The following is a 24396-nucleotide window of genomic DNA, read 5'->3' on the forward strand; positions in this document are numbered from 1 at the left end:
CCCCAAATATCTTGTAAAGACCGTTAGACGCTGTACATTGGTATGCAAATTTTATTTTGTATTAAATACTCAAAAGTTAATAAATCGTATTTGTATGGTTTTTCAATTCTTTCTATTACGATTGCATATGTTTTTTCTATGTTGTGTGGATTAAATTCATCGGAATTTAATGATTTAAATACTTCTTTTAATTCATCAGCTTCAATTAAATTACGGACGATAATGTAAATATTTTTATCTTGATTAAAACGCATATCACCGCAATTTTTGTTACTAACTCTTATAATTTCATCATTTTTCCAAATTGGGAAATAATCCCCTTTTGAAAATTCAAAACAATTTCTCCATCTCCATTCCCTTTCATGTGTCCAATCATTTTTATACGAAAAATCAGTCAACATATACCTCTATTGTTCTTCATCGGGTAGATGTGGTGTGAACCATTCTCCGTTTTCAGAATTTGTTTCGTCATTATTTCCGCGGGTTAGTCCGTAAATTACATTTCGGGCTCCATTTTTAAACATAAAATCTTTAGAAATAGCAATTCCATATAAATCAATTTTTTCAATATCGTTTCTATTTTGAACATATGTTAAGAAACTAAACAAAGGCATTTCTGTAAAACAAACAGCTGGATATTTTCCGAAAATTGTTCTTTTGGTGTTTCTAACAGACCAGCCTGCATTTAATTTTCCACTTTTGATGATTTTTTTTAAGTTTTGAAATGCGGTACTATCATCGTTTTTTCTTGTGAAATGAATTAGATAATACGACATGTCGAATCTATTTTCATATATTTTTTGTAATAACTCTAGGCTCATTTTTTGTTTTATATCAGCTAACGTTTCGCGCTACACGCAGACTGGGATTAAAAACGCGTAATCTTTCTGTTAAATATTAATTTTTCAAATACAAACCATTTTCCAAATTGAGCTAAATGCCCAGCTTTTTTGTGGAGTTTGTATCAGAAGTCTCTTTTAATTAAATACCAATTAAATCATATATTTCCTGAGCTTTATGTCGAGTCAATTCTGGATAATTATCACTTATTTTTTCAATTTCATCCATATATTTAATTATGTTTTCTTCATTTTCCTTTAGTAATAATAAATAATCAAACTCCGTATCTTTATGCTTACGCATCTCGTTTAATAGTAATAGATAACGATTCTCAATCATATTAAAATATTCTTCGTTAATTGTTATATTTTCCTGTACAATATTTAAAATCTGCTCAATGCAGAAACGTGTTCTTATAATTGGGTGAGGATAGGCGCTTTCTTTGAAATATATTCTCTCAAACTTATTTGCAAACTCAATAAATATATTTGAAATTATCAAAGCGTAAAGCGTTACCAAATTAAAGAGAATTGATAAATTTAGTTTAATCTTATTTTCTTCCAGATATTGAAGAATTAAAATACTCCCTACAGATACTCCAAATAAATCTGCATCAATTTCGTATACATGATTTTTTTCTAAATAAGGTGATTCATAATGACTTGATTCGTTAAATTCTGAACAATTTTCTCCTTTAGAAGTCGAATTAAATTGTATTATGTGACCTAATTCATGAAAAAAAAGATAACTCATAGTCAAATAGATAAATAATTCAAGAAGTATATCCTCTTCAATTGGAAAGCCTGAAGCTTTTGTGAAGTTTTCTTTTAAAAAAATTGATATTGAATCTTTAATTATTGGTTCTAAATCATTGATGATTGAGTGATTTAGCATTATTATGTTAACATCTTTAAATGTCCAAGCTTTAGCGTTAAAATTTATGTTAAATCTAAAACTAAAATGAGTTTTAAATTCAAACTTTGAATTTATATTATCTATTGCTTCGCTGATATAATCAAAAGTTTTTAAAGCAAAATCTTCATTATCGAATAATGAAAATTCATCTACTGAGATTAAATCAGTTTCTGGAAAATACTTTTGAATTAAAGTTAAATGTTCTGTGTTGTTCATTGAAATTTATGATAACGTTTTGGTACGACAGCGGGTTTCGTACTAAATTAAGTACTATTTTTCGGATTTACCAAATCATCCTAAATACAAAACCAACTTTCCATTAAGTCAAATGCCCAAATCCGTTGTAGTCGCTCAGCGGTTCGGCATTTTATTACTATCATTTTTTAAGAACTCTTTTCTTGTTTGAAAATCTAATGACAACATAATAAAATTTAATTTATTGGTAGAACAATTCTGTCTTTGGGCTCAGCTGACCATTGAACTTGCCATACACGTCCATCAATTTGGTCAAGCAAAATGAAATTATATATGTTTGTTGTCGGATAAAGAAAAAATCTTCCATTCTTCTCATCTTCTTTTGTAACTCGGGTTATCAAGGATATCGGAGTTTCAAACTCATTACCTTTTGCAGACCATTGAACTTGCCACATTTGTCCATTTTTTGTATTCACTTTAATAAATGTATACATATTTTTTGTTGCGAATAGCCTATACCCAACATCACTATCTGTAGAAATATTTTGAGTTGGTGTGTCAGATGTACTTTGTGCAAAAGCAAAAATTGTCGTTAAAGTAATAATTGTTACAAAGAATAATTTTCTCATTTGTTTCAGTGTTTTAATTGTCTTTATATCTGTCGAATTTTTTATGCTGACCGCTAACGTTTGGTCGCTTGATGTGACGATTAAGGAAGCCAAATCTTTCGGTTAATGACTAATTTCCCAAGTACAAAACCATCTTCAAATTAAGCCAAATCTCGCCATATTGCCAAACGACGGTTAGCAGTAGTCATTTTCGTCTGTCATTAATGTTGCATCAATTCCAACTTTAAAATCCGCTAAAGCAATACCATAAATTTTAGTTGCTCCTTCATATCCGTGTGTTATAAGCGAAACAAGGTTTCCATCTGTATCCATAATAGGTGCACCGCTCGTTCCTTTAAAATCAGCGTTGTCTTGTATTGGATTTAAAAGTTCGAATTCATAATAATTCTTAATTTGTTGTATAAATTTTAGTCCACTATAAAAAGTTTGTTGAGTTTCAAGTATGTCGCCTTTCGGTGTATCTTTGAAAAATAGTGGCTTTATACGTCCAAAAAAACCATATTCCTTTTCAACTGAAGGTTTTTCTGTTAAATCTGTTTTGATTAAAAGTTTTTTGCTCTTTTTAAGATTAAATTTTTCGAATTCAATTTCAATTTGAATGAAGTTTGCTTTGTGCATAAGTGTTGCATAACTAATGTCAATTTGACCAAAATCAATTTCTTCTATTCTATCAGGTTCGCTTTTAAGTTTCTCAATTTGCTCTTCATATTTTGTTATATCAAACTGTTCAAGATAATTCATTGCTCCGACAGAATAAAGTGGTGTTTGTCCATTAATTGTAGGTTGTTCTGTTACAATACAAGTAGCAGCTTCAATATCTGTTACGTGGGCAGCTGTTAATAAAATTTCTTTGTCTTTATAGTCAATGATACAACCTGAACCAATTCCTTGTGGTAACAGAGAATCGGGGTCAGTCATTACAATATGAATTGTCGAACGAATAATTGTTTCAATATGTTTTTTTTCCATAACGTCTTTTTTTTATAATAACCGCTAACATTCTCGCGATACAGCGGGTTTGGGACTAAATTATGCCCATTATTCGTATTTGCCAAATCATCACAAATACAAAACCATTTTTAAATTAAGCCAATTGCCCAAAACGCTTGTAGAGTGTGTTGTGCGACGTTTTTTACGTTAAACTATTTTCAAGTTCGGCTACTCTTTCGGGAGTTAAGTCTAATCTTGTAGCAAATCTATTTAAAGTCCTTCTTTCTTTTTCAGTTATTTCTCCATCATTTAAAAATTCTTTATATTCTTCAATATATTCTTTTTCGTTTTCTGAATATGTAGTTGATGCTAAAAATTGATTTTCTAAATAATCAGCTTTTTCATCAGAAATTTTTAATTTGTCTTTCAATCTATTTAAAACTCTTCTTTCTTTTTCATCAATTATTCCATCATCTTCAAACATGAATTTCACTTCTTCTAAATATTCTTTTTCGTAATTACTTAAAGATGTAGAATCGTTATCAATTGCTTTGAAATGTAATTGCTCAATGTTATTTTCTAATAAATTCTCTATTGATTCAAACTCAATCTCTATTTGCCATTCTATTGTTTCGCTTTGACTAAAATTATGCTCAACTAACCTATTAATCTCTACTTCCGCACCAATATAGAAATTTTCAAATGCTACTTTTACTCTCGACTTTTCATTATCACTAATTGAATAAGAATTTTTTGAACTCATAAAATCATGATGATGTAATATATTTCCATTTATTCGTTGTTGGTATAGCCTATGCCAAGAAGTTTCGTGTGGATACCATAATAAATTTTTTGGAATATATGGTTTTTTAATAGGATTGAATTTTTGAGTTCTGGTTCTTCTAGAACCTGAAACTTCATTTGAATCTGTATTATTACTCAAATCCATAGATCCATCAGCTTTAATTTTCATTGCGGATATTTTAGCGTCTATGTTTTTTGAGGAATTATATGAACTTGTCAATTCGTTTTCCTTTACAACTCTAATAGTCATTGATTTAGCACCTAAACACTGAATAAAATAAGAGAATTCTTCAAATCTATCATTAAATAAAGATTCTTCGAAAGTAGAAAAAGGCAAATAAGATTCCTTAATATATGGATGAGCTATATAAACTTCTTGTATTTTAGGATGACTAATTGGGAATTTTATGTTCTCTGGTAAATTAGATTTTTTCAATGTCATTAAGTCGGATGATAAACTCGGCTTTATTTCTTGATTTATCAACAAAATTTTTCTTTCATCATACTTCAAATTCAAAAAAGAATCTTTATATAAAGAATAAGTCTTTTCTAATTCATCAAATATAATATGTTGTAGTTCATCGTCGTCTGAATAATTTAAAGCTATTTGGTAATCTTGTAAAGCTCCATATAAATCGTTTAAACCATTTCTTAAATCCGCTCTCGCTCCATATATCAACGTATATTGATATCGAAGTTCATCAGAATATTCAAAATCAACCATTTTTTGATTTAAGATTTTCAATGCTTCTTTTTGATTTCCTAATTCTTGAAGTGAATAACTATTCCAATATAAAATAGTGTAAAAATGAGCTAAAGAATGCATCTTTAATTCATCATAGTTGTAAATATTAATAAAACTTTTTATTAGTTCTAAACAATGTTTATGATTCACATCTGTTTGTTCATACGCATCACAGATTTCTTTCCACAATTCATCAAAAAGATTATCGTTTTCATCAATAAGAATATTAATTTTTTCTTTGATAGTTAATATCATTTCGATTATAAGATTTCCGTTTTGGTCTCCATCTTCCATGAAGTAACCAAAAAGTTCAGTAGGAACTTCTAAAAAATCATTGTTGTTTTTATTGTAAATTTTAATAAAATATTCTTTTTCTTGAGTGTCTTTATCGACATTATACCACAAGTCTATGTCATCAATATTATCCCAAGAAATATATTCTAAAAAATCTGGTTTTTTGTCCCAACCTGTAGTTTCTATTATTTTTCTAAAATGAATTCCATCTTCTAATATTAGTACACTATAAATATAATTTCTTGCTGAAGTAAAGAAATCTCCTTCTGTGGAAAATTCAACTTTGTAGCAATAAAGAATTTCAGTGTCTTTTGTTATGTCGTAAAGGCGTCTAATTTTATTTAAATGATTAGTTGTAAATGAATCTGATCCACTTCCATCATTCACAAAATAACATTCTCCATCATGGTTGACACGATTATTTATCTCTGCTATTATTATTTCTCTATTTGTCTTCATGAATTTTAATCATTTTTTTCTACAATGTTGGCGCATGTTTTCCCTTATTAGTCCCATTTGGATGTCGATGACAAGAATTTCCTGTTAGACTTGAGATAGTTGAAGATGAAGTACCGCAATATTTACAGCTATATTGAGATTTTTCGCTTCCTTCATAAAGTTTATGTTTTCCGTTTCCAAGTGGATGGCGATGACATGAATTTGCAGTTAAACTCGAAATACTTGAACTTTTAGTTCCGCAATATTCACAATAACAGTTTGGCATTTTTTATTTTTTTAGTTGAATTTTATTTTTTTTGGAGATTTCGTTTTTCACAAAATGTCGCATAACTTACTTATATGTGTGACAAATAGAAGAAAAATTGGAGTACGAATGTATAAATAAATTTTTACAAATATTCAAACACCCTTTTAATTTATTGTAAGTTTTGTATACTCAAATTGGTGCGTATTTCGTTGTTTTGCTGCTGTCATCACTTGATAGTTTCTGTATATGCCGTAAATAAATGGCACTTTCAAACAGGTGCGTCGCATAACTGTGAATCCTTTGACAAGTTTCGGATAAAATAAAGTCATTTGCCTATTTCGGGTTTGTATTGACATTTATTGTTGTTTTTTAGCTCATTCTGCAATTGGGGGATCCTATCCCTTTATCCAGAAGACAAATTATCTTTTAGTGATTTTCGACATATTACAAACGCAATTTTATAGTTTTATTAGTAAATCAATTTTACTTCTATAACAAGGATGATAAGATGGCACATATCTTATATATCCCATTTCTTACAATTGCTTAAAATACTTGTGGTATGCGGGTAAAGTATGGATATGTGATAACGCCATAATTCTGCTTCTGCTAACATTTATAGTTTTTCTGTCCTTGACGATATCCTAAATACAGAATAGTGCCATATAGTCAAACGGCGGTTGGGTGCCGTTATTTTTTTCCAATTATATATATTCCTTTCCAATTTTTCGGAAACTCCATTTCTTTCCATACCGTTTCAAATTTGTCGATACCCCAAAAGTCATCTATTACGTAAAAAACGGCATAAAATATTTCATAATTCGTGTCGCCTGTATAACCTTTTGTATCTGCTACAACTTGGTCTATTTGAGCTTTTAATTTTGTTTTGGTGTCTGCATATTTATATTCAACAGCTGTGTGGATTTCAGGTATAAGTATGTCTGGGTTGTAGTTTTTAAATGATTTAAAAAAACCTGATGTTGGTTCAAGTGCAGAAGGAAAAACAGATTTAACAACGAACTTAGCCGCATTATAAACCTGTGGCTCACTTGTCGGTTTTACATTTGTTTCATTGATAATTACTTGTGTGTTACGTAATATACGTTCAAGATAAGTAACTCCTGTTTGTTTAAGTAATTTGTCGATGTAACTTTGTTGGCTGAATTCAAATGGACTTAAAAAATGCCAAAGTTTGCTTACTGTTTTACTATACATTTCACCAGAACCATTATCTAAACCTTTATCAAACAAATCTTCCCTTTTATCTGTAAATAATGTTGCAAATTCGGTTTTAAAGTCAGCTAAATATTCTTTAAGATTTGATGTTTCTAAATATGCGATGATTAGTTTATAAACAGTTTTTGCTTTGTGTTCAAAGTTGCCTTCAAGTTCCATCTCTTTATAAATATAGTTTTCTTCCTGCTTAGCTTCGTCTGAGGAATATTCTTCCATAAAGGATAATTCAGAAAAGTCGCTACTCATACTCCATAAGGTTTCGACAATTTTGCTTTCTCTATATTTTTGTTCGTTCATCATTAGTCTTTTGATAATTGTTTTTGTCTACTCCGATGTAACTCAATAATAGCACCTAACGTCAGGCTGTGAAAAAAACTAAAATTGACCTCTTGAGAATTTCATATTTGATATTTTTCTCAGGTAGCCCTCCAGATACTCTCTAAATTTAAAGAGTTTTTTTTATTTAGTTCTACTTTAATCGATTCATTTTTTTAAGTTTCTACTATTCAAACATCACTTATACAACTTCAATTTTCTGTTGTCTTTTCACATTTGATAATCGTATTTTCTGTGAATTAATAGTTCCTATTTCTATAAGCAACTCTTTTGAAGAATTTATTTTTAAATCTCTTTTATATATGTCCCACTCATCGAAGAAATGATTATAAGAAGGATGATTAAAAACTAAAATATTTTCCTTTTTATCAGTAAATTCATTTATCGCTTTCCAAAAACTATCAAAAAGTAAATTTGTTCCAATTTTACTTTTGCCAAAAATCAAAATCGGAATATCATAGTCATTTGCAATTCTTGAAATTTCTTTTGCGCAATGAATTTGAATATTATCAAAAAAATCTATTCCAATTTCTCTTCTAATAGTTTGTAATTCTTCAGTTTTAATAGTGTGAATAAACGTTTTGTTAAAAACAGCACATTCAATGTCAAAATCATTTATTAATTCATTTATCCTGAAGTGCTTTCTTAATTTCTGTCCTGATGTACCGATGAAAAATTTGTTTTCCTTATATTCAGTTTTCCCTGGATTATCGCCTACAATAATATATTTCAATTTTGGCAATTCGTAATCTTGCTCATTAAAACAATATTTCACGTTAAATTCGTCAAGTTTATCAGTAAATTTTGTTGTCATTTTTCGGTTTTTTGGTAAAATGTCACTCAACATCAGTCTGTGAAGAAACTAAAATTGATCTCTTGAGAATTTCATATTTGAGATTTTTCTCATGTAGCCCTCCGAATACTCTCTAAATTTAAAGAGGTTTTTCACAGCATTACGTCTTGGTACAACAGAGGGTTTGGAACTATATTAAGTCCTATTTTCGGGTTAGCCAAATCATCCCAAATACAAAACAAACTTTCCATTAAGCCAATTAACCAAATCTGTTGTAGCTGTTGGCTGTAGTGTTTCTTTAATAATTTTTAGTTGTATATGTAAACTTACTTTCAGATTTTCCAATTTTTTGGTTTAATTCAAAAGTTTTAATAACTATTTCTTTTGGCAATCTTAAGCTTTCTAATAATTCAATAAGTTCTTGTTTTTCATTTCCAAGATTCCCCAATGATTCCCCATTTATATTTTCACCCAATAACCAACAATTTACACCATGATTATCAATTTTAGCAGAAAATTCAAGTGGAATATTGCAAGTTAATAAACAATTTAATTCTATTTTTTCGTGGTCATCTAAATCAAATCCTCTACTTAAACAACTTAAAAGTAAACTTGGTCTATTCAGCAAGTCATCAATAAACTTCTCTGTATTAGTTACTTTTATTGATTTTATTGCTTTTCTAAAACTATAAATATTAAACATTATTAATTCGTCTATATCTTTTTTTATATTTAGTTTCATTTTATTCGTTTTTTAAGTTTCGGCGGCAACATTACTGCCAATGTTCTGCTACTAAAGCGGGTTTGTGAATAAATTAAGCTTATTATTCGGATTTGCCAAATCTCCCAATGCAAAACCAACTTCCCATTAAGCCAATTGCCCAAATCCGCTACAGCATTTACTTTCAGTGTCTTGTCAATTTAGGTCAATAACATCATCTATTTTGAAGTGACCGTTTTCTTTTATAATTTTAATTTCTCTGATGTATTTCACTTTATAACCGTCATCTGAAATAGTAGTTTTAAATACTAAACAATTTTCAGTCTTGTTTTTAAAATCACATTTTGTAACAGTCGGATTTATCCAGTCTTGACCCGAAATGAGGAAACCTGAATGAAAACCGGCAAGTTTTGTATCATAATGATTTTTCCATTTTTTTTCAAAATACTTTTCAATTAGATTTCCATCTACGTCAAACTCGATATTCATAGCGTCTGATTTATATTCTGCATAACGTTTTGTAGTTATTGATGCCATTTCTGAATTATCATTTTTAAAATATGTTTCAATCGATTCAATAAGCCATTTTTTAGCGGACTTAACTTCTGTTATTCTTTTTTCTTTATTTTCCGTATTTTTTTGTTCATGAGAATTGCAGGAAAAAAAAACGACCAGAACTAGATATTTTAGGATTTGTTTCATTTTAGAGGTTTCGTGATTCGACATTACAGGTTACTTACTTATATGTGTGATAGAATCACACAAAGTCATCTCATAGGGTTAGATATGTGTGAAAAATGCACGAAAAATGGGGATACGAATGTATAAATAAATTTTTACAAATATTCAAACGCACTTTTAATTTATTGTAAGTTTTTTTATATTTAAATTGGTGGGTATTTCGTTGTTTTGCTGCTGTTATCACTTAATAGTTCTTGTATATACCGTAAATCAGTTCCGCTTTCAAGCAGGTGCGTCGCATAACTGTGAATCCTTTTACAAGTTTCGGATAAAATAAAGTCATTTGCCTATTTCGGGTTTTCATGGACATTTACTGTTGCTTTTTTAGCTCCTTTTGCAACTGGGGATCCTGTCCCTTTATCCGGAACACAAATTATCTTTTAGTAATTTTGGACATATTACAAACGCAATTTTATAGTTTTATCAGTAAATCAATTTTACTTCTATAACCAGGATGATAAGATGGTACATATCTGATATATCCCATTTCTTGCAATTGCTTAAAATACTTGTGATATGTGGGTAAAGTATGGATATGTGATAACGCCATAATTTTGCTTCTGCTAACACTTATAGATTTTTTTTGTCCTTGACGATATCCTAAATACAGAATAGCACTCAATAGGGCAAAATGCCAGACATTCAGTCTGCTGTCATTCTCAATGACAGTCAAATAATCCAATAATTCTCCTAAGTCCATGATTTTCATTCTTCGCCAAACAGCTTTCTTAGGTCGGTCTTATTATAATAATAGGAACCCAATACTTTCTTAAACCTTACTTTTCCTGTCACTCTCAAATTTTGCAGTGAGCCCGCAGACATATCCATCAATTTTCTTACCACCCGGCTTTTGAGCCATTCAGGATCCAAAGATTCTTTCTCACTCGTTTGACTTTCGTCTATTATCTTACGAATATCATTTAACAGAAGCAATCCAAATTGCCTCAAGTCATCCTTTGTTACACTATCATTCATCATCTGCCTCTTTTTTAATCTGATTATTAGAATTTAAAAGTACATCAGAACTTACCACAACTTCCAGCAGTGTCTTTTCATGGAACTATTTGTCCGGCTGAGTCACCTGCACCAGTGTTTTGTTATTGATGTATTGATGCGCAGAATAAAAATAGAAACCACATACCAGAACACTTTCCAATACGAAAAAGGATAAAAAGGCAGCTAAGGTATTATGGACACCAGCCGCATCCCCCGCCAAAAGACTACGGCATAAACGGTTTCCTCCCCTAAAGGGTACCCCTCCAATTATTCCGTTTCCTTTTGGCCTTCCGCAATGTCCATACCTTTTTGTTGCTTTCTTTTTTTCCGTTTTTTCTTTTGGATAAATATTTTTTGAGGCAGGCGGATGAAGAAAAAAAAGACTGTAGAACACTAAAAAAAACGATTATGAACATTATTGGAAGAGTGACATCAGATGCGCAGGTACGCAACGTGTCAAACAGTAAACAGGTAGTGAATTTCTCAGTAGCCATCAACGACAGCTACCGAAACAAAGCGGGCGAACAAGTAGAGCTGACAACGTATTTTGACTGCGCTTACTGGATTAGCTCCAAGGTTGCCAAGATACTCACTAAGGGTTCCCTTGTGGAACTCACAGGCAGGGTAAGTGCACGGGCGTGGACAGGCAGTAACGGAGAAGCACGGGCAGGACTTAATTTCAACACCTCACAGATCAAACTGCACGGGGGCGGTAAAAAATCGGAAACGGCACAGGCTACCACGTCAACAAGTAATGACAAGCCGGAGAACGACCTCCCTTTTTAATCAAGAAGTATTCAATCAATTATCAATTTTAAATCATTTTATCATGGCACATAATATCAATTTCAACAGCACAACAGGACGTTATTCATTTTTTAGCGTAAAAGAAAAAGCGTGGCACGGTTTGGGGCAAATTGTTTCAGAGTACCCAACAAGCGAGCAGGCAATCAAACACGCAGGATTGGATTATGAAGTTACTAAAAGCCCGCTATACACTAAAGGTTCGGGCATTATACAAACTTCTGACAGTATTGAGATAGGCAACAACGAATTGGAAGTACCCAACTATTTTGCCAATATCCGTACCGATAACAATGCAGTATTAGGCGTGGTAGGCAAAGACTATCATATCGTGCAGAACCGTGAAGCCTTCAATTTTTTCGATGCCATTGTAGGCGGTGACGAGGGAATTCTCTATGAAACCGCAGGAGCATTAGGCAATGGAGAACGCATATTTATAACAGCCAAACTGCCCGATTATATCCGTGTAGGCAATGGAGATGATGTAACAGAGCGTTACATTTTCCTTACCACTTCGCATGATGGCAGTGGAAGCATCACAGCTGCATTTACACCTATCCGAATTGTCTGTCAAAACACCCTTAATGCTTCACTACGTTCGATGACCAATGTAGTTCGCATCAAACATACTTCGGGGGCAAAACAGCGTATCGAGAATGCCCACAAGATTATGGGCTTGGCAAACACACTCAGCAGTCAATTAGAGGGCATTTTTAATGAGTGGGCAAAGGTAAAGGTAACAGACCGAGAGATAAGAAAGCTTATTGAATTGGCACTCTGCCCGAACAAGGAAACCCTTGACCTAATCCGAAAAGGTGCGGAAGATGAAATTTCTACCGTGTTCAAAAATACCGTTGATGATGCTTTTTCCTATGCGATGATAAGCGAAACACAGCAGATGGAGACCACAAAAGGTACTTTATTTGGTGCATACAACGCTGTGACTGGCTACTATCAGAATGTACGCAGTTACAAAAATAATGAAGCCAAACTACAGAGTATTGTATTGGGGGGTACGGCACAGTTAAAGTCCCAAAAGGCTTTTGAACTATGTACCTCATTTGCAACGGATGGAGCTGAAATCCTGCATCTAAATTAAAATAACCACAAGGCTACTGCCTTAAATGGTGGTAGCCTATAAAAACAACAGCTATGAATATAGGAATTATAACATACAAAAATTACGAGGAACGCCTACTGTTAAATTGGAATTTTAACTTATTAGAACTGTTCAGTATTATATTGAATGACAAAGATTTTGTACGCTTTGAAATTTTTGACAGAAACAATAATCTATTACTGTCTACACACTATCCCCATGTAGAGCACAAGGGAGTATATATCAAGGTGGTCAAAGTAGAAAAAGAAAAAGAAATTACGGGAATTACCTATGATGCATTCAGAACACCATCAACTATCCGCAGGATAAAGGTGCGTTGGAACGTAAACGGTGCAAAGTTCAGAATCAAGAAAAGAGCCCTTGAATATGTTTATTGGGAAAACAGAAAGGCAGGATTAAAAATTGAGTCATTCGTTGACCGCAGATAGTCTTAAAAAATGATTAAACAACACTTTAAAATCTTACAAGGATGAACACAAATTTTTTCAATCAGATAGCACAGTTGAATTTTACAGGTAATCTACAACTGACAATAGCAAAGGGGACAGAAAATAAAATTATAGTATCGATAATGCTCCAAAATGATGGGTGCGCAGATACTGCAAAGAATATCATACCGCCCCTTAATCTTCGGGGAACAGCCGAAGAACTTGACAACGGTTTTTTTGAGAAGATAACCACGCCTATACAGACTGCTTCAGGCTTGATGGTAGACATGGAAGGCTTTATGAAGCAAGTGGAAGAAGCCAAAAAGCAATCCGCAATGGAGAAAGAAAAACAAGACAGGCCTAAGAAAGAACAGGAAGCCAAAGACAAGAAGTTTAAGGACGCAATGGCAAAGGCGGACGAACTTGAAAAAGAAGGCAGATTCCGTGAAGCATGGATGAAAGTTCCCGAGATGGCAGAGTTTCCCGACAAGGCTGATGAGATACGCAGACGTAAAACAGCATTGTCTGACAAGTTTTCTGCACCGAGCCTTTTCGGGGGAATGGAAGAAGCAAAACCCGAACCGTCTATAGAGGGACTGTATCCCGATTACTCAGCAAAGGAAACAGAACAGGAAATGGAATTGGAAAACGAGAACCAGCAGGAGTATTAACACCAAAATCAGAAACTATGTTATTAGCAACGCAATTAGAACGAGTGTTTATAATCAGAGACAAAGGACAGGACATCAGACTGACAGACCCCGAACCACGTTGGAACTTGGAAGCCGTAATGAATTTTTACGCCAGTACGTACCCGATTTTGACAACGGCAAAAGTATCTGCACCGCAGATAAAAGACGAAGCCATAGAGTACAAATTTGAAAGTGTAATGGGTACGAAAGGTTAAACAAAAAATAGTAAAACGATGAATTATGCAACACAACATCATATCGGGAGTTATCAGACTACCCAAGCAGAAACGACAACAGCAGTTGCACCGACAGCTCAGCGGGTTCGCCAATTGGATGCAGAGACCCAAAGATGCAAACGAGGTGCGCAAAGACAAACAGAAATCCGTACCGACAGCCATGTTGCCAATGGTTTTCTAAAGTGTAGTTTTCTGCCCAAACTGAAAATGGAGCAATCTGTACGAGCTTGTAAGAAAACGGCAAAAATGCAGAGGGATTTTTACAAGTCCCTTTGCAAACTTGCAAAGCATTACGATATTGAACCAATGCAGACACAGGTTTACAGTTATCCCTATAATTTGGCTTTGGCGATGTGGGATATGGAAACCAAATTAAAACGTACCCATACCAATTGGGATGGTTTTAAATTGGTACAGGACAGCAAAAAAACCTTCTTTATAAGTGAGGAGCGATACAATACAAGAACCACCCTGTATTTTATTCCCATAGTTCCGCTCTTTAAAATGCTCCACGACCCAAAGCGGAAAAAGACAGCACAGTTATTTATTTCGGTTTGCAGTTATCTGTACCATATAGCCGATATTCCGTATTACAGGCAGGAAAATACCTATTTGTACAGTATTTATGAAATGATGGAAGACTGGTTAGAACAAGACGATGAAACGGACGAAACCGAAAGCTGTAAAAGTGAGTTAAGGCAAGCCGAACAGGTTGGCGATATGATAGAACAGAAACTATTCAACCGTATCAATTTACTGCTTTTTGAACAACGTTTAAAAAACTTCAAAAGCCCTGATGCCTTTGACCAGGAATGCAGGGAGATGGCGTGCAATGTCTTTGCGCTTTTTACGGAATATCCCACAGCAGGCATTTTTCGAAACGCTCCCATTTCCGAAGAAGATCCCGATAATGATGACTTTGATAATGAAACCATCGCAATGGAAAAGTACATCTCCTTTATAGCCGATACCAAAGGCTGGCTCTATGAAAGCCTTTGCGAGAGTATCAACAATGAATTTAATGAGTACGGAACAATGGAAGAACCCATCATTAGCAAATCCTTTGATGGAAGTCAAGTAACATTGGGAAGCCTTGATTTTGAGAACCGCCTGTTTGCGCTATTGAATGATTTATGCGGTTTACTATATGAATATAAAACTGAATCAAAATGAACTATTTAAACGATATAACCGAGAATTTCGGAACATTATACCACCCGAAATCCGCATTGGTCTTTTATGAAACCAAAGCAATGCAAAGTGATATGTATGTAGAACATTTTGACATGGACAAATACGGAAATCCGATAAATGCACACCCATTAACGGTAAAGGAAGCCAGTGTATTAGCGAAGGCTTTGCATACAGATGAAGAAAAAAGCATCGCTTTTTTAAAGCCAAAGGGAATCTTGCCGACAAGCATTCTGCATATCAACCCGAGCGAAAAAGGCACGGTGATTTGGTACACCAAAGCACAACAAAGGCAGATGTATTTTGTTAATGGTTTGGGCATTGCTAACGGCAAGGCTCAAGTACCTCCAATGGTCTGGTCTGCCAATAAAAATAGCCTTTCTGTTTTTGCTTTGCTTAGCCAGAGAAGACCCACAGAAAAAACGCCATTGCATTATGCACCTTTTTTCAACATCTATGAAAACGGCAGTGTGTGTATGGGAACGGTAAATATTGATATTCAAAATTCGGCTTCAGTAGAGGAATTTATCTGCGCTTGGGAAAGTTATTTTTTCAACAGCTATTTCAGTCATTTATTGGGAAACTACAATCCGATAAATGGAAATTGTGTAAACCTGTGGCAAGACCTAATTGATACAGATAGATCCTTTCCGAAAGAAGTATTAAAACCCAATAACAGCACACTTAAAAATCTACTGAGATGAACACCGAAAAAACAAAAGTCCATTTTATGGACAACTATTTGATTAATCCTACCAATCCGATAAGCGTAAACCTTATCGGAGCAGGCGGTACAGGCTCAAAAGTATTAACCGCCCTAATGGAAATGAACCACAGCTTAATTGAACTCGGACACGCAGGTCTGCAAGTCCGCCTTTGGGATGATGATAGTATCACGAGTGCCAATTTAGGCAGACAGCGTTTTGCGCAGAGCGAAACAGGATTGTACAAATCCGTTTCTTTAATCAATCGTGCAAACCGCTGGTCAGGGACAAATTGGAAAGCCGAAACGGTAAAATTTGAAAAAGACAAATTTGGCAGACTGCCTGAAAATGCAAAGGCAATTATTACTATTACTTGTGTGGACAACGTGCAGGCAAGGTTTGGGGTGGCTGAAATTCTGAAAGATATGACTGCCTGCAGAAATTACAGCGATACGCCAAAGTATTGGCTTGACTTCGGCAACAGCCAGCACACAGGGCAGGTACTGCTTTCTACTGTAACAGAGATAAAGCAGCCCAGTTCAGAGAAGTACCAAACGGTGGCAAGCCTGCCAATGGTTACCGATGAATTTGCAGAACTGCTACAACAGTCCGAAGAACAGGACGATACGCCAAGCTGTAGTTTGTCCGAAGCATTGGAAAAACAGGATTTGTTCATTAACTCCTCTTTGGCGCAGATGGGATGCTCATTGCTTTGGGGTTTGTTTCGCAACGGAGTGACCCAGTACAGGGGCTTTTTTCTTAACCTCAAGGATTTTCGCTCACAGCCCATAAAAATAGCCTGAAAACCAATTTTCGGCGGCAAAAAGACAGACCCTTCCGATGGTCGGGACAGTCTTTTTGCATAAAATAGGGACATCCACATTGGTAAAATGTACCTTTCCGTAGTCCTTCTATTGACATTTTACCAAAGCGGTTGTGTGTGTTTTGTTAGGGACACACATCCCTAAAAATACATTTTTGACTTCTTTTCTTTCCACATTAGCGGTCAAAGAAAAGAAGCAAAAGAAGACCGCAATTTAGGACAGCTTTTATAAATTGTTGCCACTATTTAATTGGTACTGTTTTCCAAACAGAAAAGCCTTTAAAAAGATGTTCAATGTTTTCAAACTCAATAAATGCGATCAGTTCATTTTTACACTTTCCTTTAAATCCCCTTAAACACTGAAAATCCCTGAGTGGGATAACAGCAAGTTCTCCTATGGTACTGATCCCTAAAGACTCGATTATATTATACATTCTCTTACTAAAAGGAAAGTGGCTGTCATACAGCAATTTATTCAGGTCAGTGTCAGGTGTAATTCTTCTTTTTTTAATCCGCCCTGTCTCATATTCAAAATCATGTTTTAGCTGCTCTAATTTTTCCTTATAGAAATCTATATCAGCAAGTACCTCAGTAACACTTTTCACTTTTTCAAATGTTCTTTCGTACATCCTGCGGACGCTCTCGCCATTGATCCCGTAATTATCTCCTACTTCGGTAAGAGTCTTTTTTTCTATCAAAAGCTTTTGGAGTATATCGTGTTCCTTTTCAGAAAGTACTTTTTTGGATATTTCGATATAAAATCTATTAGTGCGGTCTATCAGCGGGTTAGTTAACATTATTGGTAAGATTATAATTAAGTGCCGTCACAATTACATATAGTGCCGAACATTATATTTACAAAGAGTAATTCTGTATTAGTGCAAATTACTGTTTTCTGCTAAATAGCTTACGGCAGTTTGACTTATTGTCTCACTAAAATAATATTCCCCTTGATGAAGTTTGATTACAGCTGTTTTAAGTTTTTCAGCAGCGGATCCTTTAAGTACATATCCCTTGACTCCCAAACTAAGCATTTCCCTTATACTTCTCTTATTGTCAAGACTGCTGAAGACCAATATCTTGATTCCGGGGTATCTCTCTGCCAATTCCTTAGCAGTCTGGTAGCCATCCATAACAGGCATGTTAATATCCAAAATACAAATGTCCGGCAGTACCTCCAGCATCTGCAGACTCTCTATAGCCAGCTGACCATTGGCAGCTTCAAGCACCACTTTAAAATTACTGTACTGTAAAAAATTTTGAAGGGATACCCTAAGCCCTGAATGGTCCTCAATTATACTAATAGTAATCTGTTTTTCTTTTTCCATTATTCCTTTTTAATGTTGAACAAATTATAGAAAATAATGACTGATAATTTGTCATTATAAGACGTTGATCCTGTAGTAGTGATTAAAAACTTTATTAATACCTCATAGCAAAAAATAAAAGAGCACTACAAATTACCTGCCGATAACGCAAATATGTCCCTTAAGTTTAGGCGGCATGAGTACCATTATAAAAAACATGGCGCAGACCACTACACTTTCCGGAACTGAGGTACTGGTATACCCGACCACGAATAAGCGAGCGCCCACGCCAATGGCATGAGCGTCCTTACTTATTTGTCTCGCAGTCTTTAAAAATTACCAGTTTTCAGTTACCGAGTCCTAAGCAAAAACACTATAAGAGTTTTTCTATATTTTGGGCAAATATAGTAACGTTTGTCCAGTAATCCAATGTTTATATTTCCGAACACCAGAACAGACTGCAAATAAAACAACCCGGAGATCGGATCCGGACTGTTCTTAAAATATGAAATTTTACTGCTGGCATAAACCAGCACGTTACTGCTAATCGCTGCTGTTAAATTCAAAACTCAACTGTTTTTCATTTCCAAAATTATCCGAAATCCATACTTCAAAGGATTGGGAAACCGTAGAGTTTGAAGTATAATACAACCTGAATTGCCCTGCTGGTATCCCATATAAATCATTGGGCTGGTAAGGTGGTTCATTGTAATACTGCAACGTACCCTGACCGTCAAATTGAAAGTAGCGAATGAAATACTCAGTATTAATAAAATTACCTGTCCGCTCAATTGTTAACCTTATTTCTACGGTATTTCCATTTACAATTTCTTTAGGTACTGGCATCACCTTTACCTCAAAAGGGAAGTCATTCTGTATTTCCAGTTCGTCCTTATTACAGGACAAGAATATAACAGTGCTTATCAGGACTGTAAGCCATAGCGGCAGTAATCCTATTCTGAACTTATTAAAAAATGCTGTCATCGTTTTTGTTTTAAAAATTAAACCTTAATCCCACACCTGCCGATGGTCGGAACTGTTCCAGATCCGTACCCCATAGGACTTTTGTTCTGCCTTGAAGGATTATCACTAATTGGTCAGACAGGTAGGTTTCTATAGTCAAACGCCCACCAGCTCCGTATATGAAATTATCCTCGCTTAGTATTTTAGCCCCATCATATAATAAATCACCGCCTCGGCTGATACTTTCGTAGCCTGCTATACCTGTTATAGCTGCATTAAGGGTAACGTTCTTGAGGGCATCACCAAGGAGGAACAAACTATAACCACCCTCAGCGGCGTAGGTTTCCTGAGGTATGCGGAGGTCTTTATAGTCGTAGTGTTGGCGTGAATATTCCAATGCCAAAATCTGATAATTGCCGTTTTTTCCGTTAACGGTCATTCCAATATTGATGAAGTAATCATTGCCGATTTTATCATCGGACAAAATTCCGACATTTACCTCCAGTCCTTTTTGTTTAGACAGCATTCTTTGTGCCTTTGCCATTGTGATGCTTATCAAAACGAGTATCACGGTATAGATATATTTTTTCATTTTATATTTTTGTTTATATGGATTACTAAAACTTCAGATGCATATCATTAATCAGTCGTGCTCTTATCAAATCCGAATTTTCCACCTGAAGTACCTGATGCCTGCCGCCGTTTTTCTCAAAAATTTCGATCTGCAGTACCTTGTCATCGGCAATGGTAAACTGGTCTAAAAGGAATACATTTTGCTCAGTTGATTTTCCGCTAATTGCGTCTAATGGCTTGTAAATGCGTAACGGTATCATTGGGCGTTCCTGCACTACGGTACGCTTGGCTACCTTTTTATCGACAACTTTGAAATTGACAAAGTCGATCTGAAACGGCACATTAGTGCGGTTTCCGAGTTCCGTATGAAAGTAGTATTTACCGTTGTGGATGTAAATTCCTTTCAGTATAAATTGGATCCCAAAGCTTTTAGCCCCAATATGCTTTACGATACGCTTGTCGTTTTTGTAAATGGTTTCCAAAAGCAAACCCGCCAATGACGGAGAATTGCTGCCCAATTCTTCAAAAAGCACATCGTTTCCGTTGGCTTTATCCAACGTTTTCTGCATGGTTAGCAGGTCATAACTTATTGCTTCCGGGAAGGAACTGTAATGCACATTGAAGCTGTAAAACCGTCCGTCATTGGTAATGACCGAAAAGTTCGTTTCGGGTTCAAATTCCCTTACCGATGCTTTTACACGCAATACGTTTTCTGCATCATCCGCTTTTCCGGCAATCAGGTACTCACTACCCAAGTCTACATAGCGGATGGCAGTCGGGAAAATCAAATGTGAAGTTTTATCATAGGTAACTTCCATTTTATAAGGTTCTATCTTGCCCAATGCAAGCGGAGTTTTAGATTTTGCACTATCCTGCGCAAAAGAGTTTACGGTCAGGCCAATGGTCAGGGCTAATGTCCCTAAGTTTTTAAAAAGATTTTTCATTGTTTTATTTATTTGAATTCAACATTATTGCTTGGAAACAAGGTAGACCTGATGTCCTGCCTTTAGCGTAACTTTTGGTGTGCGAACCTTTTTGGCGAAATAACCTGAAATACCCTGTACCACACCACGGCTTAGGTCAGCGGCAACCTGCTGTCCGGCAGATTGGGTAAGCATCAGGCTTGTTCCTGACTGCTGGCTCATATTGCCGGCCATTTCTGTAAGGGCATTCATTTCAGGAGAGTACGGAACATGCAAGCCCTGCTGTCCGTCCAGATCGTAAATGGTAATCTCAACGGGAATGATATTGCCATCCAATTCAACAGAGGTTACTTTTAGCTGTAAACGACCATTTTGGTATTTAGCATTTGCTGTCACAATAGTCCCTTTTGGAATAGTATGGCTGGGCGTTTGGGCAGTTTCAAGCAGACGTAATCGAACTCCTGTCTCGCCAATAACTGTTTGCGTTTCGTCTACGCAGGCTTTTATACTGTTTTTGGGCTGTACCAATTGCTGGGTAGAACCTGCTGTATAAAATCCTCTGTTTCTTGTTTCGCTCCAATTGGCTAAAAAAGTACTGTCTGAAGGCTCACGGTATAAGGCCGATACAATATTTTTTTTGGCTGAAGTGAACGTTACAAAATCTTCTTTTTGCGTGGAGATCTTTGGAGATGCAGCTGCATCCTTGGCAGGCACAACTTCCGGTGAATTGGCACCTGTCGGAAGATACTTCGCCGCCATCTGATAGGACTTTTCCATCAATTCCAATTGGTCGTCTACGGTTGCTGTTTTAGGCATATCCTTTTCTGCCAGCTGTTCTTTCAAATCGTCCAATTGCCTGCGGAGCTCCATCGTTTCACGATTGTCATCCTGATAAAAAGAACCTAATGCAGCTTGTGCGCTCCGGTAGCTGTTAACTGTCGGATTGCTGTCTTCACCAGATTTTTTGCTATCATAGTTCTCCTTCTCATCAATCGACTGATCTGTTGTATCTTCTGTGCTATCGGTATTCCAATAATCAGAAAGTGTTGTCATTACACTGCGTTTTTCAGCTTCCTTCTGTTCTAGCATTTCCTGTTCATAAGCCTTTTGCTTATCTGCCTGCATTCCAGCGTCGGTAGCCTCGGGAACCGCATCGTTAATACCGATGTTCTCAATTTCCTTCTTGTCTTCTGACGGTTTAAAGATGAGGTACATACAACCAACAAAAACAATACCCATCAAGCAAAATATTAATGGCTTTTTCAATTTATCGGCTTTATTCTGCGCACTGTCTTGCAGTACCTCAGCGGTTGCCGCCGGGTTTCCTTCCGTAACCCGAACAACCGTCTTTTTGTTCTCATTTTCTTTCATAAATCCTATTTTTTAAAATTGTTGATAATGTGTCCTGCAAGACTGCAGGAATTTCTTTCTTTTTCAGGACAGGGTTTTCAATATGCCCAATGACCATATTGTTATCTGGCTTTGCGGCATCATACCATACTTTAAATAGTACTCCTATTGTGAGAATTAGGTAAGCGGCGAAAAAGTACATCATGTATTTATGCTGTATCCTAATGGGCAATGCCCGCCATCGTTCATCCAGCCTATAAAACCATTTGTCCATATTTGCTCTTAATTTTTTCATGCTTCTCAATTTTTAAGCTGTTACATTCTAAATCCTCTTTTTGGGGAAGAAAGCTGTATATTAAGTTTTTCGGACACTTGGTCAATAGCTTCTTCCAGTGTAGGAACTAACCTCATTGTAAGATTTGTCAGTTCAGATTTTTTCAGTGAATGTCCATACTGGTCTGTTCTTTCAATATTCATTTTTTCTACATCGAAAAGACCGTCTTCATGCTTTACCCAGATATAACACTCAACCTTTGGCTTATCCTCACCATTCCATTGCAGGTAAGTTTTCAGCATAAGGATGTTGTGTAGTCTTGGTTTATCCATTCCTTTATCACAAGCTTCCAAAAACCTGTTGATGCTGTCTTTTATTTTGTCTCCATAGGCGGCTTGTGTTTGGAAGTAGCCATCGTAACCCTTATCGATTAGGGCTTTTGTGAATGTGTCTAAATCGAGTAATTGTTTCATAATCTTGATTTTTAGCGTTCAATGATCTCTATATCCTTGTTTTCTAGTACTGCAAACTTTTCAATATTAAAACCTTGCGGATTGTTATCTGAACGAACGGAGTTTACGAGATAACAGGAACTAATAAGGCTGCGTTTTGTCACATTGCTCGAACGGATGATAAACTGTTTGGCATAGGTACGGGCGGTGTAGGGATAGGTCTCGAAGTTGCAGGACACACTATCTATTTCGATGCGCTGCTGCACATTACCCGATATAATACGGTTGTAATACCCTTTTTCCGAAAGGTCCTTATAATAATCAAAGGCACTTTTATCAGCAAGATTGAAAGCCCTTTTCATATTGCTTTCAATGGCATTTTTGTCGGGGGCGAGCGTAAAAAACAGTTCGTGAAAACGTCTGACGTGTTCCCGTGCTTCTACCGGACGGTTGATCGATGCATCCTGCGCGAGTGCCAGCATGAGTGATTTACCATTGTCCAGTACATAGATTTTCTGCCGTTGCTGTTCTGCAAAACGGTAGGAATGCCATACGGCATATCCTGCGACACCTGCACAGAGCACGGCAAACACAATGGCATACAAGCGTATCTGGCTGAAACTATTTTCGATATTTCTTAGCGTTTTAAATTCCATTTTCTTCTGTGATTAATTATTTTTATTTGTTTATCAGCCTGCCACCGATATTACCTACTGCGGAACCCGTTCCGGCTCCGGCAATATTTCCGGTTTTCATCGCCGTTTGGTTAACATTACGTGCAAAGTTGTTTGCTCCTCCTGCCTGAATAATCCAGCCTGTTACCGTCGGAATGGTGAAGTAGCCCACAATACCTATAATCATAAAGATTATATAAACGGTGTTTGAAGTATCAGGGATGAATGTCGGATCGGCAAGCATTTCAATGTCCCTCTCAATAATCAGGGATTGTATTTTAGCTAGCATCGAGCTGAACAAATCTGCTACCGGAAGCCATAAATACACACTAACGTATCGGGAAAGCCACTGTGTGAGTGTGGACTGAAATCCGTCCCAGACTGATATGGCAAAGGCTATTGGTCCGAGTATGGAAAGGACAATCAGAAAAAAGGTCCGAATAGTGTCAATGACAAGTGCCGCGGCCTGAAAGAGTATTTCCAGCAGATTGCGAAACCATTCCTTTATGGCTTTCTCTATCTTATAAGCTTCTCTGTCCATATACATTCCTGCCATTGTGCCTACATCGGCGGGCGACCAACCCAATTCATCGAGTTTTTTGTCAAACTCTTCATTCGACACCATATAAGCAGTTTCCGGATTACGGATCATTGCTTCGTGGTCGAGCTGGTCTTTTTTTGACTGTAACTCGTTCAGGTCAAGTACCTGATCTTCGAGGATGGAGTGGGTTCCTGTAACCACAGGGCTTAAGACCGAATTGATACTTCCCAATACCATTGTCGGGAAAAACATAATACACAGTCCTAGGGCAAATGGACGCAGGAGCGGAAACACATCGATTGGTTCGGCCCGGCTGAGAGCCTGCCAAACCTTTAGTGCCACATAGAATAAAGCACCCAGCCCGGCAAGGCCTTTGGCCACTGCCGCCATATCGGCGGACAGCGGGAGCATCTCATCATACAAGGAGCGAAGGACATGGTGAAGGTTATTAAATTCCATG

32 protein-coding genes are annotated in these 24396 nt (G+C 35.8%); 8 read left to right on the forward strand and 24 right to left on the reverse strand.

Annotated features, from left to right (window positions below; all coding sequences use genetic code 11):
* Positions 1-23 precede the first annotated feature (23 nt).
* The 14 genes from A4F88_RS01310 to A4F88_RS01370 form a co-directional block, all read right to left on the reverse strand.
* Positions 24-401: a hypothetical protein gene (locus A4F88_RS01310; RefSeq protein ID WP_068840735.1), complete on the reverse strand. Its 378-nt coding sequence runs from the start codon at positions 399-401 to the stop codon at positions 24-26.
* Positions 402-407: 6 nt separating this feature from the next.
* A complete protein-coding gene (locus A4F88_RS01315; RefSeq protein WP_143154995.1) occupies positions 408-821 on the reverse strand; it encodes a hypothetical protein in 414 nt (137 codons plus the stop codon).
* Positions 822-981: 160 nt separating this feature from the next.
* Positions 982-1971 (reverse strand): hypothetical protein, encoded by a 990-nt coding sequence (locus A4F88_RS01320; protein WP_068840737.1) that lies wholly within the window; start codon positions 1969-1971, stop codon positions 982-984.
* 215 nt (positions 1972-2186) lie between these two features.
* Complete coding sequence (locus A4F88_RS01325) at positions 2187-2579, reverse strand: hypothetical protein (RefSeq protein ID WP_068841425.1); 393 nt, start codon at positions 2577-2579, stop codon at positions 2187-2189.
* A gap of 174 nt (positions 2580-2753) precedes the next feature.
* Complete coding sequence (locus tag A4F88_RS01330; RefSeq protein WP_068840738.1) at positions 2754-3548, reverse strand: hypothetical protein; 795 nt, start codon at positions 3546-3548, stop codon at positions 2754-2756.
* A gap of 163 nt (positions 3549-3711) precedes the next feature.
* Positions 3712-5811 carry a hypothetical protein gene (locus tag A4F88_RS01335; RefSeq protein ID WP_068840739.1) on the reverse strand — a complete coding sequence of 700 codons (2100 nt, stop codon included), beginning with the start codon at positions 5809-5811 and terminating at the stop codon, positions 3712-3714.
* Positions 5812-5830: 19 nt separating this feature from the next.
* Complete coding sequence (locus A4F88_RS25100) at positions 5831-6076, reverse strand: hypothetical protein (RefSeq protein ID WP_073075417.1); 246 nt, start codon at positions 6074-6076, stop codon at positions 5831-5833.
* Between the two features lie 672 nt (positions 6077-6748).
* Positions 6749-7591: a hypothetical protein gene (locus A4F88_RS01340; protein ID WP_068840740.1), complete on the reverse strand. Its 843-nt coding sequence runs from the start codon at positions 7589-7591 to the stop codon at positions 6749-6751.
* 220 nt (positions 7592-7811) lie between these two features.
* The gene (locus A4F88_RS01345; protein ID WP_162268775.1) at positions 7812-8444 is read right to left on the reverse strand and encodes a hypothetical protein; all 633 of its coding nucleotides are present in this window, start codon (positions 8442-8444) and stop codon (positions 7812-7814) included.
* A gap of 277 nt (positions 8445-8721) precedes the next feature.
* Complete coding sequence (locus A4F88_RS01350) at positions 8722-9165, reverse strand: hypothetical protein (RefSeq protein ID WP_068840742.1); 444 nt, start codon at positions 9163-9165, stop codon at positions 8722-8724.
* 174 nt (positions 9166-9339) lie between these two features.
* Entirely contained in the window at positions 9340-9846 is a 507-nt protein-coding gene (locus A4F88_RS01355) for a hypothetical protein (protein WP_143154994.1), read from the reverse strand.
* 451 nt (positions 9847-10297) lie between these two features.
* Entirely contained in the window at positions 10298-10594 is a 297-nt protein-coding gene (locus A4F88_RS01360) for a hypothetical protein (RefSeq protein WP_068840744.1), read from the reverse strand.
* The gene (locus A4F88_RS01365; RefSeq protein ID WP_245178996.1) at positions 10591-10863 is read right to left on the reverse strand and encodes a DNA-binding protein; all 273 of its coding nucleotides are present in this window, start codon (positions 10861-10863) and stop codon (positions 10591-10593) included. The genes A4F88_RS01360 and A4F88_RS01365 overlap by 4 nt, the downstream gene beginning before the upstream one ends.
* A gap of 82 nt (positions 10864-10945) precedes the next feature.
* Positions 10946-11275 carry a hypothetical protein gene (locus A4F88_RS01370; protein ID WP_068840745.1) on the reverse strand — a complete coding sequence of 110 codons (330 nt, stop codon included), beginning with the start codon at positions 11273-11275 and terminating at the stop codon, positions 10946-10948.
* Between the two features lie 14 nt (positions 11276-11289).
* Between A4F88_RS01370 and A4F88_RS01375 the strand changes: the two genes are divergently transcribed.
* The 8 genes from A4F88_RS01375 to A4F88_RS01410 are packed head-to-tail and all read left to right on the forward strand — an operon-like array spanning position 11290 to position 16859.
* On the forward strand, positions 11290-11667 hold the full coding sequence (locus tag A4F88_RS01375) for a single-stranded DNA-binding protein (RefSeq protein WP_068840746.1): 378 nt from the start codon (positions 11290-11292) through the stop codon (positions 11665-11667).
* Between the two features lie 43 nt (positions 11668-11710).
* Positions 11711-12784 (forward strand): DUF932 domain-containing protein, encoded by a 1074-nt coding sequence (locus A4F88_RS01380; protein ID WP_068840747.1) that lies wholly within the window; start codon positions 11711-11713, stop codon positions 12782-12784.
* A gap of 53 nt (positions 12785-12837) precedes the next feature.
* Positions 12838-13233, forward strand: coding sequence for a hypothetical protein (locus A4F88_RS01385; RefSeq protein WP_068840748.1), 396 nt, complete (start codon positions 12838-12840; stop codon positions 13231-13233).
* Between the two features lie 41 nt (positions 13234-13274).
* The gene (locus A4F88_RS01390; RefSeq protein WP_068840749.1) at positions 13275-13904 is read left to right on the forward strand and encodes a PRTRC system protein E; all 630 of its coding nucleotides are present in this window, start codon (positions 13275-13277) and stop codon (positions 13902-13904) included.
* A gap of 17 nt (positions 13905-13921) precedes the next feature.
* Entirely contained in the window at positions 13922-14140 is a 219-nt protein-coding gene (locus tag A4F88_RS01395; RefSeq protein ID WP_068840750.1) for a PRTRC system protein C, read from the forward strand.
* 18 nt (positions 14141-14158) lie between these two features.
* A complete protein-coding gene (locus tag A4F88_RS01400; protein WP_068840751.1) occupies positions 14159-15334 on the forward strand; it encodes a hypothetical protein in 1176 nt (391 codons plus the stop codon).
* Positions 15331-16056 (forward strand): PRTRC system protein B, encoded by a 726-nt coding sequence (locus tag A4F88_RS01405; RefSeq protein WP_068840752.1) that lies wholly within the window; start codon positions 15331-15333, stop codon positions 16054-16056. The genes A4F88_RS01400 and A4F88_RS01405 overlap by 4 nt, the downstream gene beginning before the upstream one ends.
* Complete coding sequence (locus A4F88_RS01410; protein WP_068840753.1) at positions 16053-16859, forward strand: PRTRC system ThiF family protein; 807 nt, start codon at positions 16053-16055, stop codon at positions 16857-16859. The genes A4F88_RS01405 and A4F88_RS01410 overlap by 4 nt, the downstream gene beginning before the upstream one ends.
* A 262-nt stretch (positions 16860-17121) precedes the next feature.
* Here A4F88_RS01410 and A4F88_RS01415 read toward each other — a convergent pair whose 3' ends face one another.
* From A4F88_RS01415 to traJ, 10 genes are all read right to left on the reverse strand, one after another.
* The gene (locus tag A4F88_RS01415) at positions 17122-17676 is read right to left on the reverse strand and encodes a sigma factor-like helix-turn-helix DNA-binding protein (RefSeq protein WP_068840754.1); all 555 of its coding nucleotides are present in this window, start codon (positions 17674-17676) and stop codon (positions 17122-17124) included.
* Between the two features lie 78 nt (positions 17677-17754).
* A complete protein-coding gene (locus tag A4F88_RS01420; protein WP_068840755.1) occupies positions 17755-18207 on the reverse strand; it encodes a response regulator in 453 nt (150 codons plus the stop codon).
* A 522-nt stretch (positions 18208-18729) separates the two neighbouring features.
* Positions 18730-19170 carry a DUF3872 domain-containing protein gene (locus tag A4F88_RS01425; RefSeq protein ID WP_068840756.1) on the reverse strand — a complete coding sequence of 147 codons (441 nt, stop codon included), beginning with the start codon at positions 19168-19170 and terminating at the stop codon, positions 18730-18732.
* 10 nt (positions 19171-19180) lie between these two features.
* Positions 19181-19741 carry a conjugal transfer protein TraO gene (locus A4F88_RS01430; RefSeq protein ID WP_068840757.1) on the reverse strand — a complete coding sequence of 187 codons (561 nt, stop codon included), beginning with the start codon at positions 19739-19741 and terminating at the stop codon, positions 19181-19183.
* 25 nt (positions 19742-19766) lie between these two features.
* Positions 19767-20666 (reverse strand): conjugative transposon protein TraN, encoded by a 900-nt coding sequence (traN, locus tag A4F88_RS01435; RefSeq protein ID WP_068840758.1) that lies wholly within the window; start codon positions 20664-20666, stop codon positions 19767-19769.
* A gap of 24 nt (positions 20667-20690) precedes the next feature.
* Positions 20691-22016, reverse strand: a complete 1326-nt coding sequence (gene traM / locus A4F88_RS01440) for a conjugative transposon protein TraM (RefSeq protein WP_068840759.1) — start codon at positions 22014-22016, stop codon at positions 20691-20693.
* Positions 22003-22290, reverse strand: a complete 288-nt coding sequence (locus A4F88_RS01445; protein WP_068840760.1) for a nitrogen regulatory IIA protein — start codon at positions 22288-22290, stop codon at positions 22003-22005. Before A4F88_RS01445 ends, traM begins: the two co-directional genes overlap by 14 nt.
* Positions 22291-22310: 20 nt before the next feature.
* Positions 22311-22742, reverse strand: a complete 432-nt coding sequence (locus tag A4F88_RS01450; RefSeq protein ID WP_068840761.1) for a hypothetical protein — start codon at positions 22740-22742, stop codon at positions 22311-22313.
* An 11-nt stretch (positions 22743-22753) separates the two neighbouring features.
* Positions 22754-23377, reverse strand: coding sequence for a conjugative transposon protein TraK (traK, locus tag A4F88_RS01455; protein ID WP_068840762.1), 624 nt, complete (start codon positions 23375-23377; stop codon positions 22754-22756).
* Positions 23378-23399: 22 nt separating this feature from the next.
* On the reverse strand, positions 23400-24395 hold the full coding sequence (gene traJ / locus A4F88_RS01460) for a conjugative transposon protein TraJ (RefSeq protein ID WP_068840763.1): 996 nt from the start codon (positions 24393-24395) through the stop codon (positions 23400-23402).
* Between the last annotated feature and the right edge of the window lies 1 nt (position 24396).

Origin of the sequence: Flavobacterium chilense (assembly GCF_001602525.1) — a bacterium.
GTDB lineage: Bacteria > Bacteroidota > Bacteroidia > Flavobacteriales > Flavobacteriaceae > Flavobacterium > Flavobacterium chilense.

What these genes read in the sequence shown, in the direction of transcription:
- A4F88_RS01310 (WP_068840735.1), bottom strand. Translation starts at nt 401, where the DNA reads ATGTTGACTGATTTTTCGTATAAAAATGATTGGACACATGAAAGGGAA.
- A4F88_RS01315 (WP_143154995.1), bottom strand. Translation starts at nt 821, where the DNA reads ATGAGCCTAGAGTTATTACAAAAAATATATGAAAATAGATTCGACATG.
- A4F88_RS01320 (WP_068840737.1), bottom strand. Translation starts at nt 1,971, where the DNA reads ATGAACAACACAGAACATTTAACTTTAATTCAAAAGTATTTTCCAGAA.
- A4F88_RS01325 (WP_068841425.1), bottom strand. Translation starts at nt 2,579, where the DNA reads ATGAGAAAATTATTCTTTGTAACAATTATTACTTTAACGACAATTTTT.
- A4F88_RS01330 (WP_068840738.1), bottom strand. Translation starts at nt 3,548, where the DNA reads ATGGAAAAAAAACATATTGAAACAATTATTCGTTCGACAATTCATATT.
- A4F88_RS01335 (WP_068840739.1), bottom strand. Translation starts at nt 5,811, where the DNA reads ATGAAGACAAATAGAGAAATAATAATAGCAGAGATAAATAATCGTGTC.
- A4F88_RS25100 (WP_073075417.1), bottom strand. Translation starts at nt 6,076, where the DNA reads ATGCCAAACTGTTATTGTGAATATTGCGGAACTAAAAGTTCAAGTATT.
- A4F88_RS01340 (WP_068840740.1), bottom strand. Translation starts at nt 7,591, where the DNA reads ATGAACGAACAAAAATATAGAGAAAGCAAAATTGTCGAAACCTTATGG.
- A4F88_RS01345 (WP_162268775.1), bottom strand. Translation starts at nt 8,444, where the DNA reads ATGACAACAAAATTTACTGATAAACTTGACGAATTTAACGTGAAATAT.
- A4F88_RS01350 (WP_068840742.1), bottom strand. Translation starts at nt 9,165, where the DNA reads ATGAAACTAAATATAAAAAAAGATATAGACGAATTAATAATGTTTAAT.
- A4F88_RS01355 (WP_143154994.1), bottom strand. Translation starts at nt 9,846, where the DNA reads ATGAAACAAATCCTAAAATATCTAGTTCTGGTCGTTTTTTTTTCCTGC.
- A4F88_RS01360 (WP_068840744.1), bottom strand. Translation starts at nt 10,594, where the DNA reads ATGAAAATCATGGACTTAGGAGAATTATTGGATTATTTGACTGTCATT.
- A4F88_RS01365 (WP_245178996.1), bottom strand. Translation starts at nt 10,863, where the DNA reads ATGATGAATGATAGTGTAACAAAGGATGACTTGAGGCAATTTGGATTG.
- A4F88_RS01375 (WP_068840746.1), top strand. Translation starts at nt 11,290, where the DNA reads ATGAACATTATTGGAAGAGTGACATCAGATGCGCAGGTACGCAACGTG.
- A4F88_RS01380 (WP_068840747.1), top strand. Translation starts at nt 11,711, where the DNA reads ATGGCACATAATATCAATTTCAACAGCACAACAGGACGTTATTCATTT.
- A4F88_RS01385 (WP_068840748.1), top strand. Translation starts at nt 12,838, where the DNA reads ATGAATATAGGAATTATAACATACAAAAATTACGAGGAACGCCTACTG.
- A4F88_RS01390 (WP_068840749.1), top strand. Translation starts at nt 13,275, where the DNA reads ATGAACACAAATTTTTTCAATCAGATAGCACAGTTGAATTTTACAGGT.
- A4F88_RS01395 (WP_068840750.1), top strand. Translation starts at nt 13,922, where the DNA reads ATGTTATTAGCAACGCAATTAGAACGAGTGTTTATAATCAGAGACAAA.
- A4F88_RS01400 (WP_068840751.1), top strand. Translation starts at nt 14,159, where the DNA reads ATGAATTATGCAACACAACATCATATCGGGAGTTATCAGACTACCCAA.
- A4F88_RS01405 (WP_068840752.1), top strand. Translation starts at nt 15,331, where the DNA reads ATGAACTATTTAAACGATATAACCGAGAATTTCGGAACATTATACCAC.
- A4F88_RS01410 (WP_068840753.1), top strand. Translation starts at nt 16,053, where the DNA reads ATGAACACCGAAAAAACAAAAGTCCATTTTATGGACAACTATTTGATT.
- A4F88_RS01415 (WP_068840754.1), bottom strand. Translation starts at nt 17,676, where the DNA reads ATGTTAACTAACCCGCTGATAGACCGCACTAATAGATTTTATATCGAA.
- A4F88_RS01420 (WP_068840755.1), bottom strand. Translation starts at nt 18,207, where the DNA reads ATGGAAAAAGAAAAACAGATTACTATTAGTATAATTGAGGACCATTCA.
- A4F88_RS01425 (WP_068840756.1), bottom strand. Translation starts at nt 19,170, where the DNA reads ATGACAGCATTTTTTAATAAGTTCAGAATAGGATTACTGCCGCTATGG.
- A4F88_RS01430 (WP_068840757.1), bottom strand. Translation starts at nt 19,741, where the DNA reads ATGAAAAAATATATCTATACCGTGATACTCGTTTTGATAAGCATCACA.
- traN (WP_068840758.1), bottom strand. Translation starts at nt 20,666, where the DNA reads ATGAAAAATCTTTTTAAAAACTTAGGGACATTAGCCCTGACCATTGGC.
- traM (WP_068840759.1), bottom strand. Translation starts at nt 22,016, where the DNA reads ATGAAAGAAAATGAGAACAAAAAGACGGTTGTTCGGGTTACGGAAGGA.
- A4F88_RS01445 (WP_068840760.1), bottom strand. Translation starts at nt 22,290, where the DNA reads ATGAAAAAATTAAGAGCAAATATGGACAAATGGTTTTATAGGCTGGAT.
- A4F88_RS01450 (WP_068840761.1), bottom strand. Translation starts at nt 22,742, where the DNA reads ATGAAACAATTACTCGATTTAGACACATTCACAAAAGCCCTAATCGAT.
- traK (WP_068840762.1), bottom strand. Translation starts at nt 23,377, where the DNA reads ATGGAATTTAAAACGCTAAGAAATATCGAAAATAGTTTCAGCCAGATA.
- traJ (WP_068840763.1), bottom strand. Translation starts at nt 24,395, where the DNA reads ATGGAATTTAATAACCTTCACCATGTCCTTCGCTCCTTGTATGATGAG.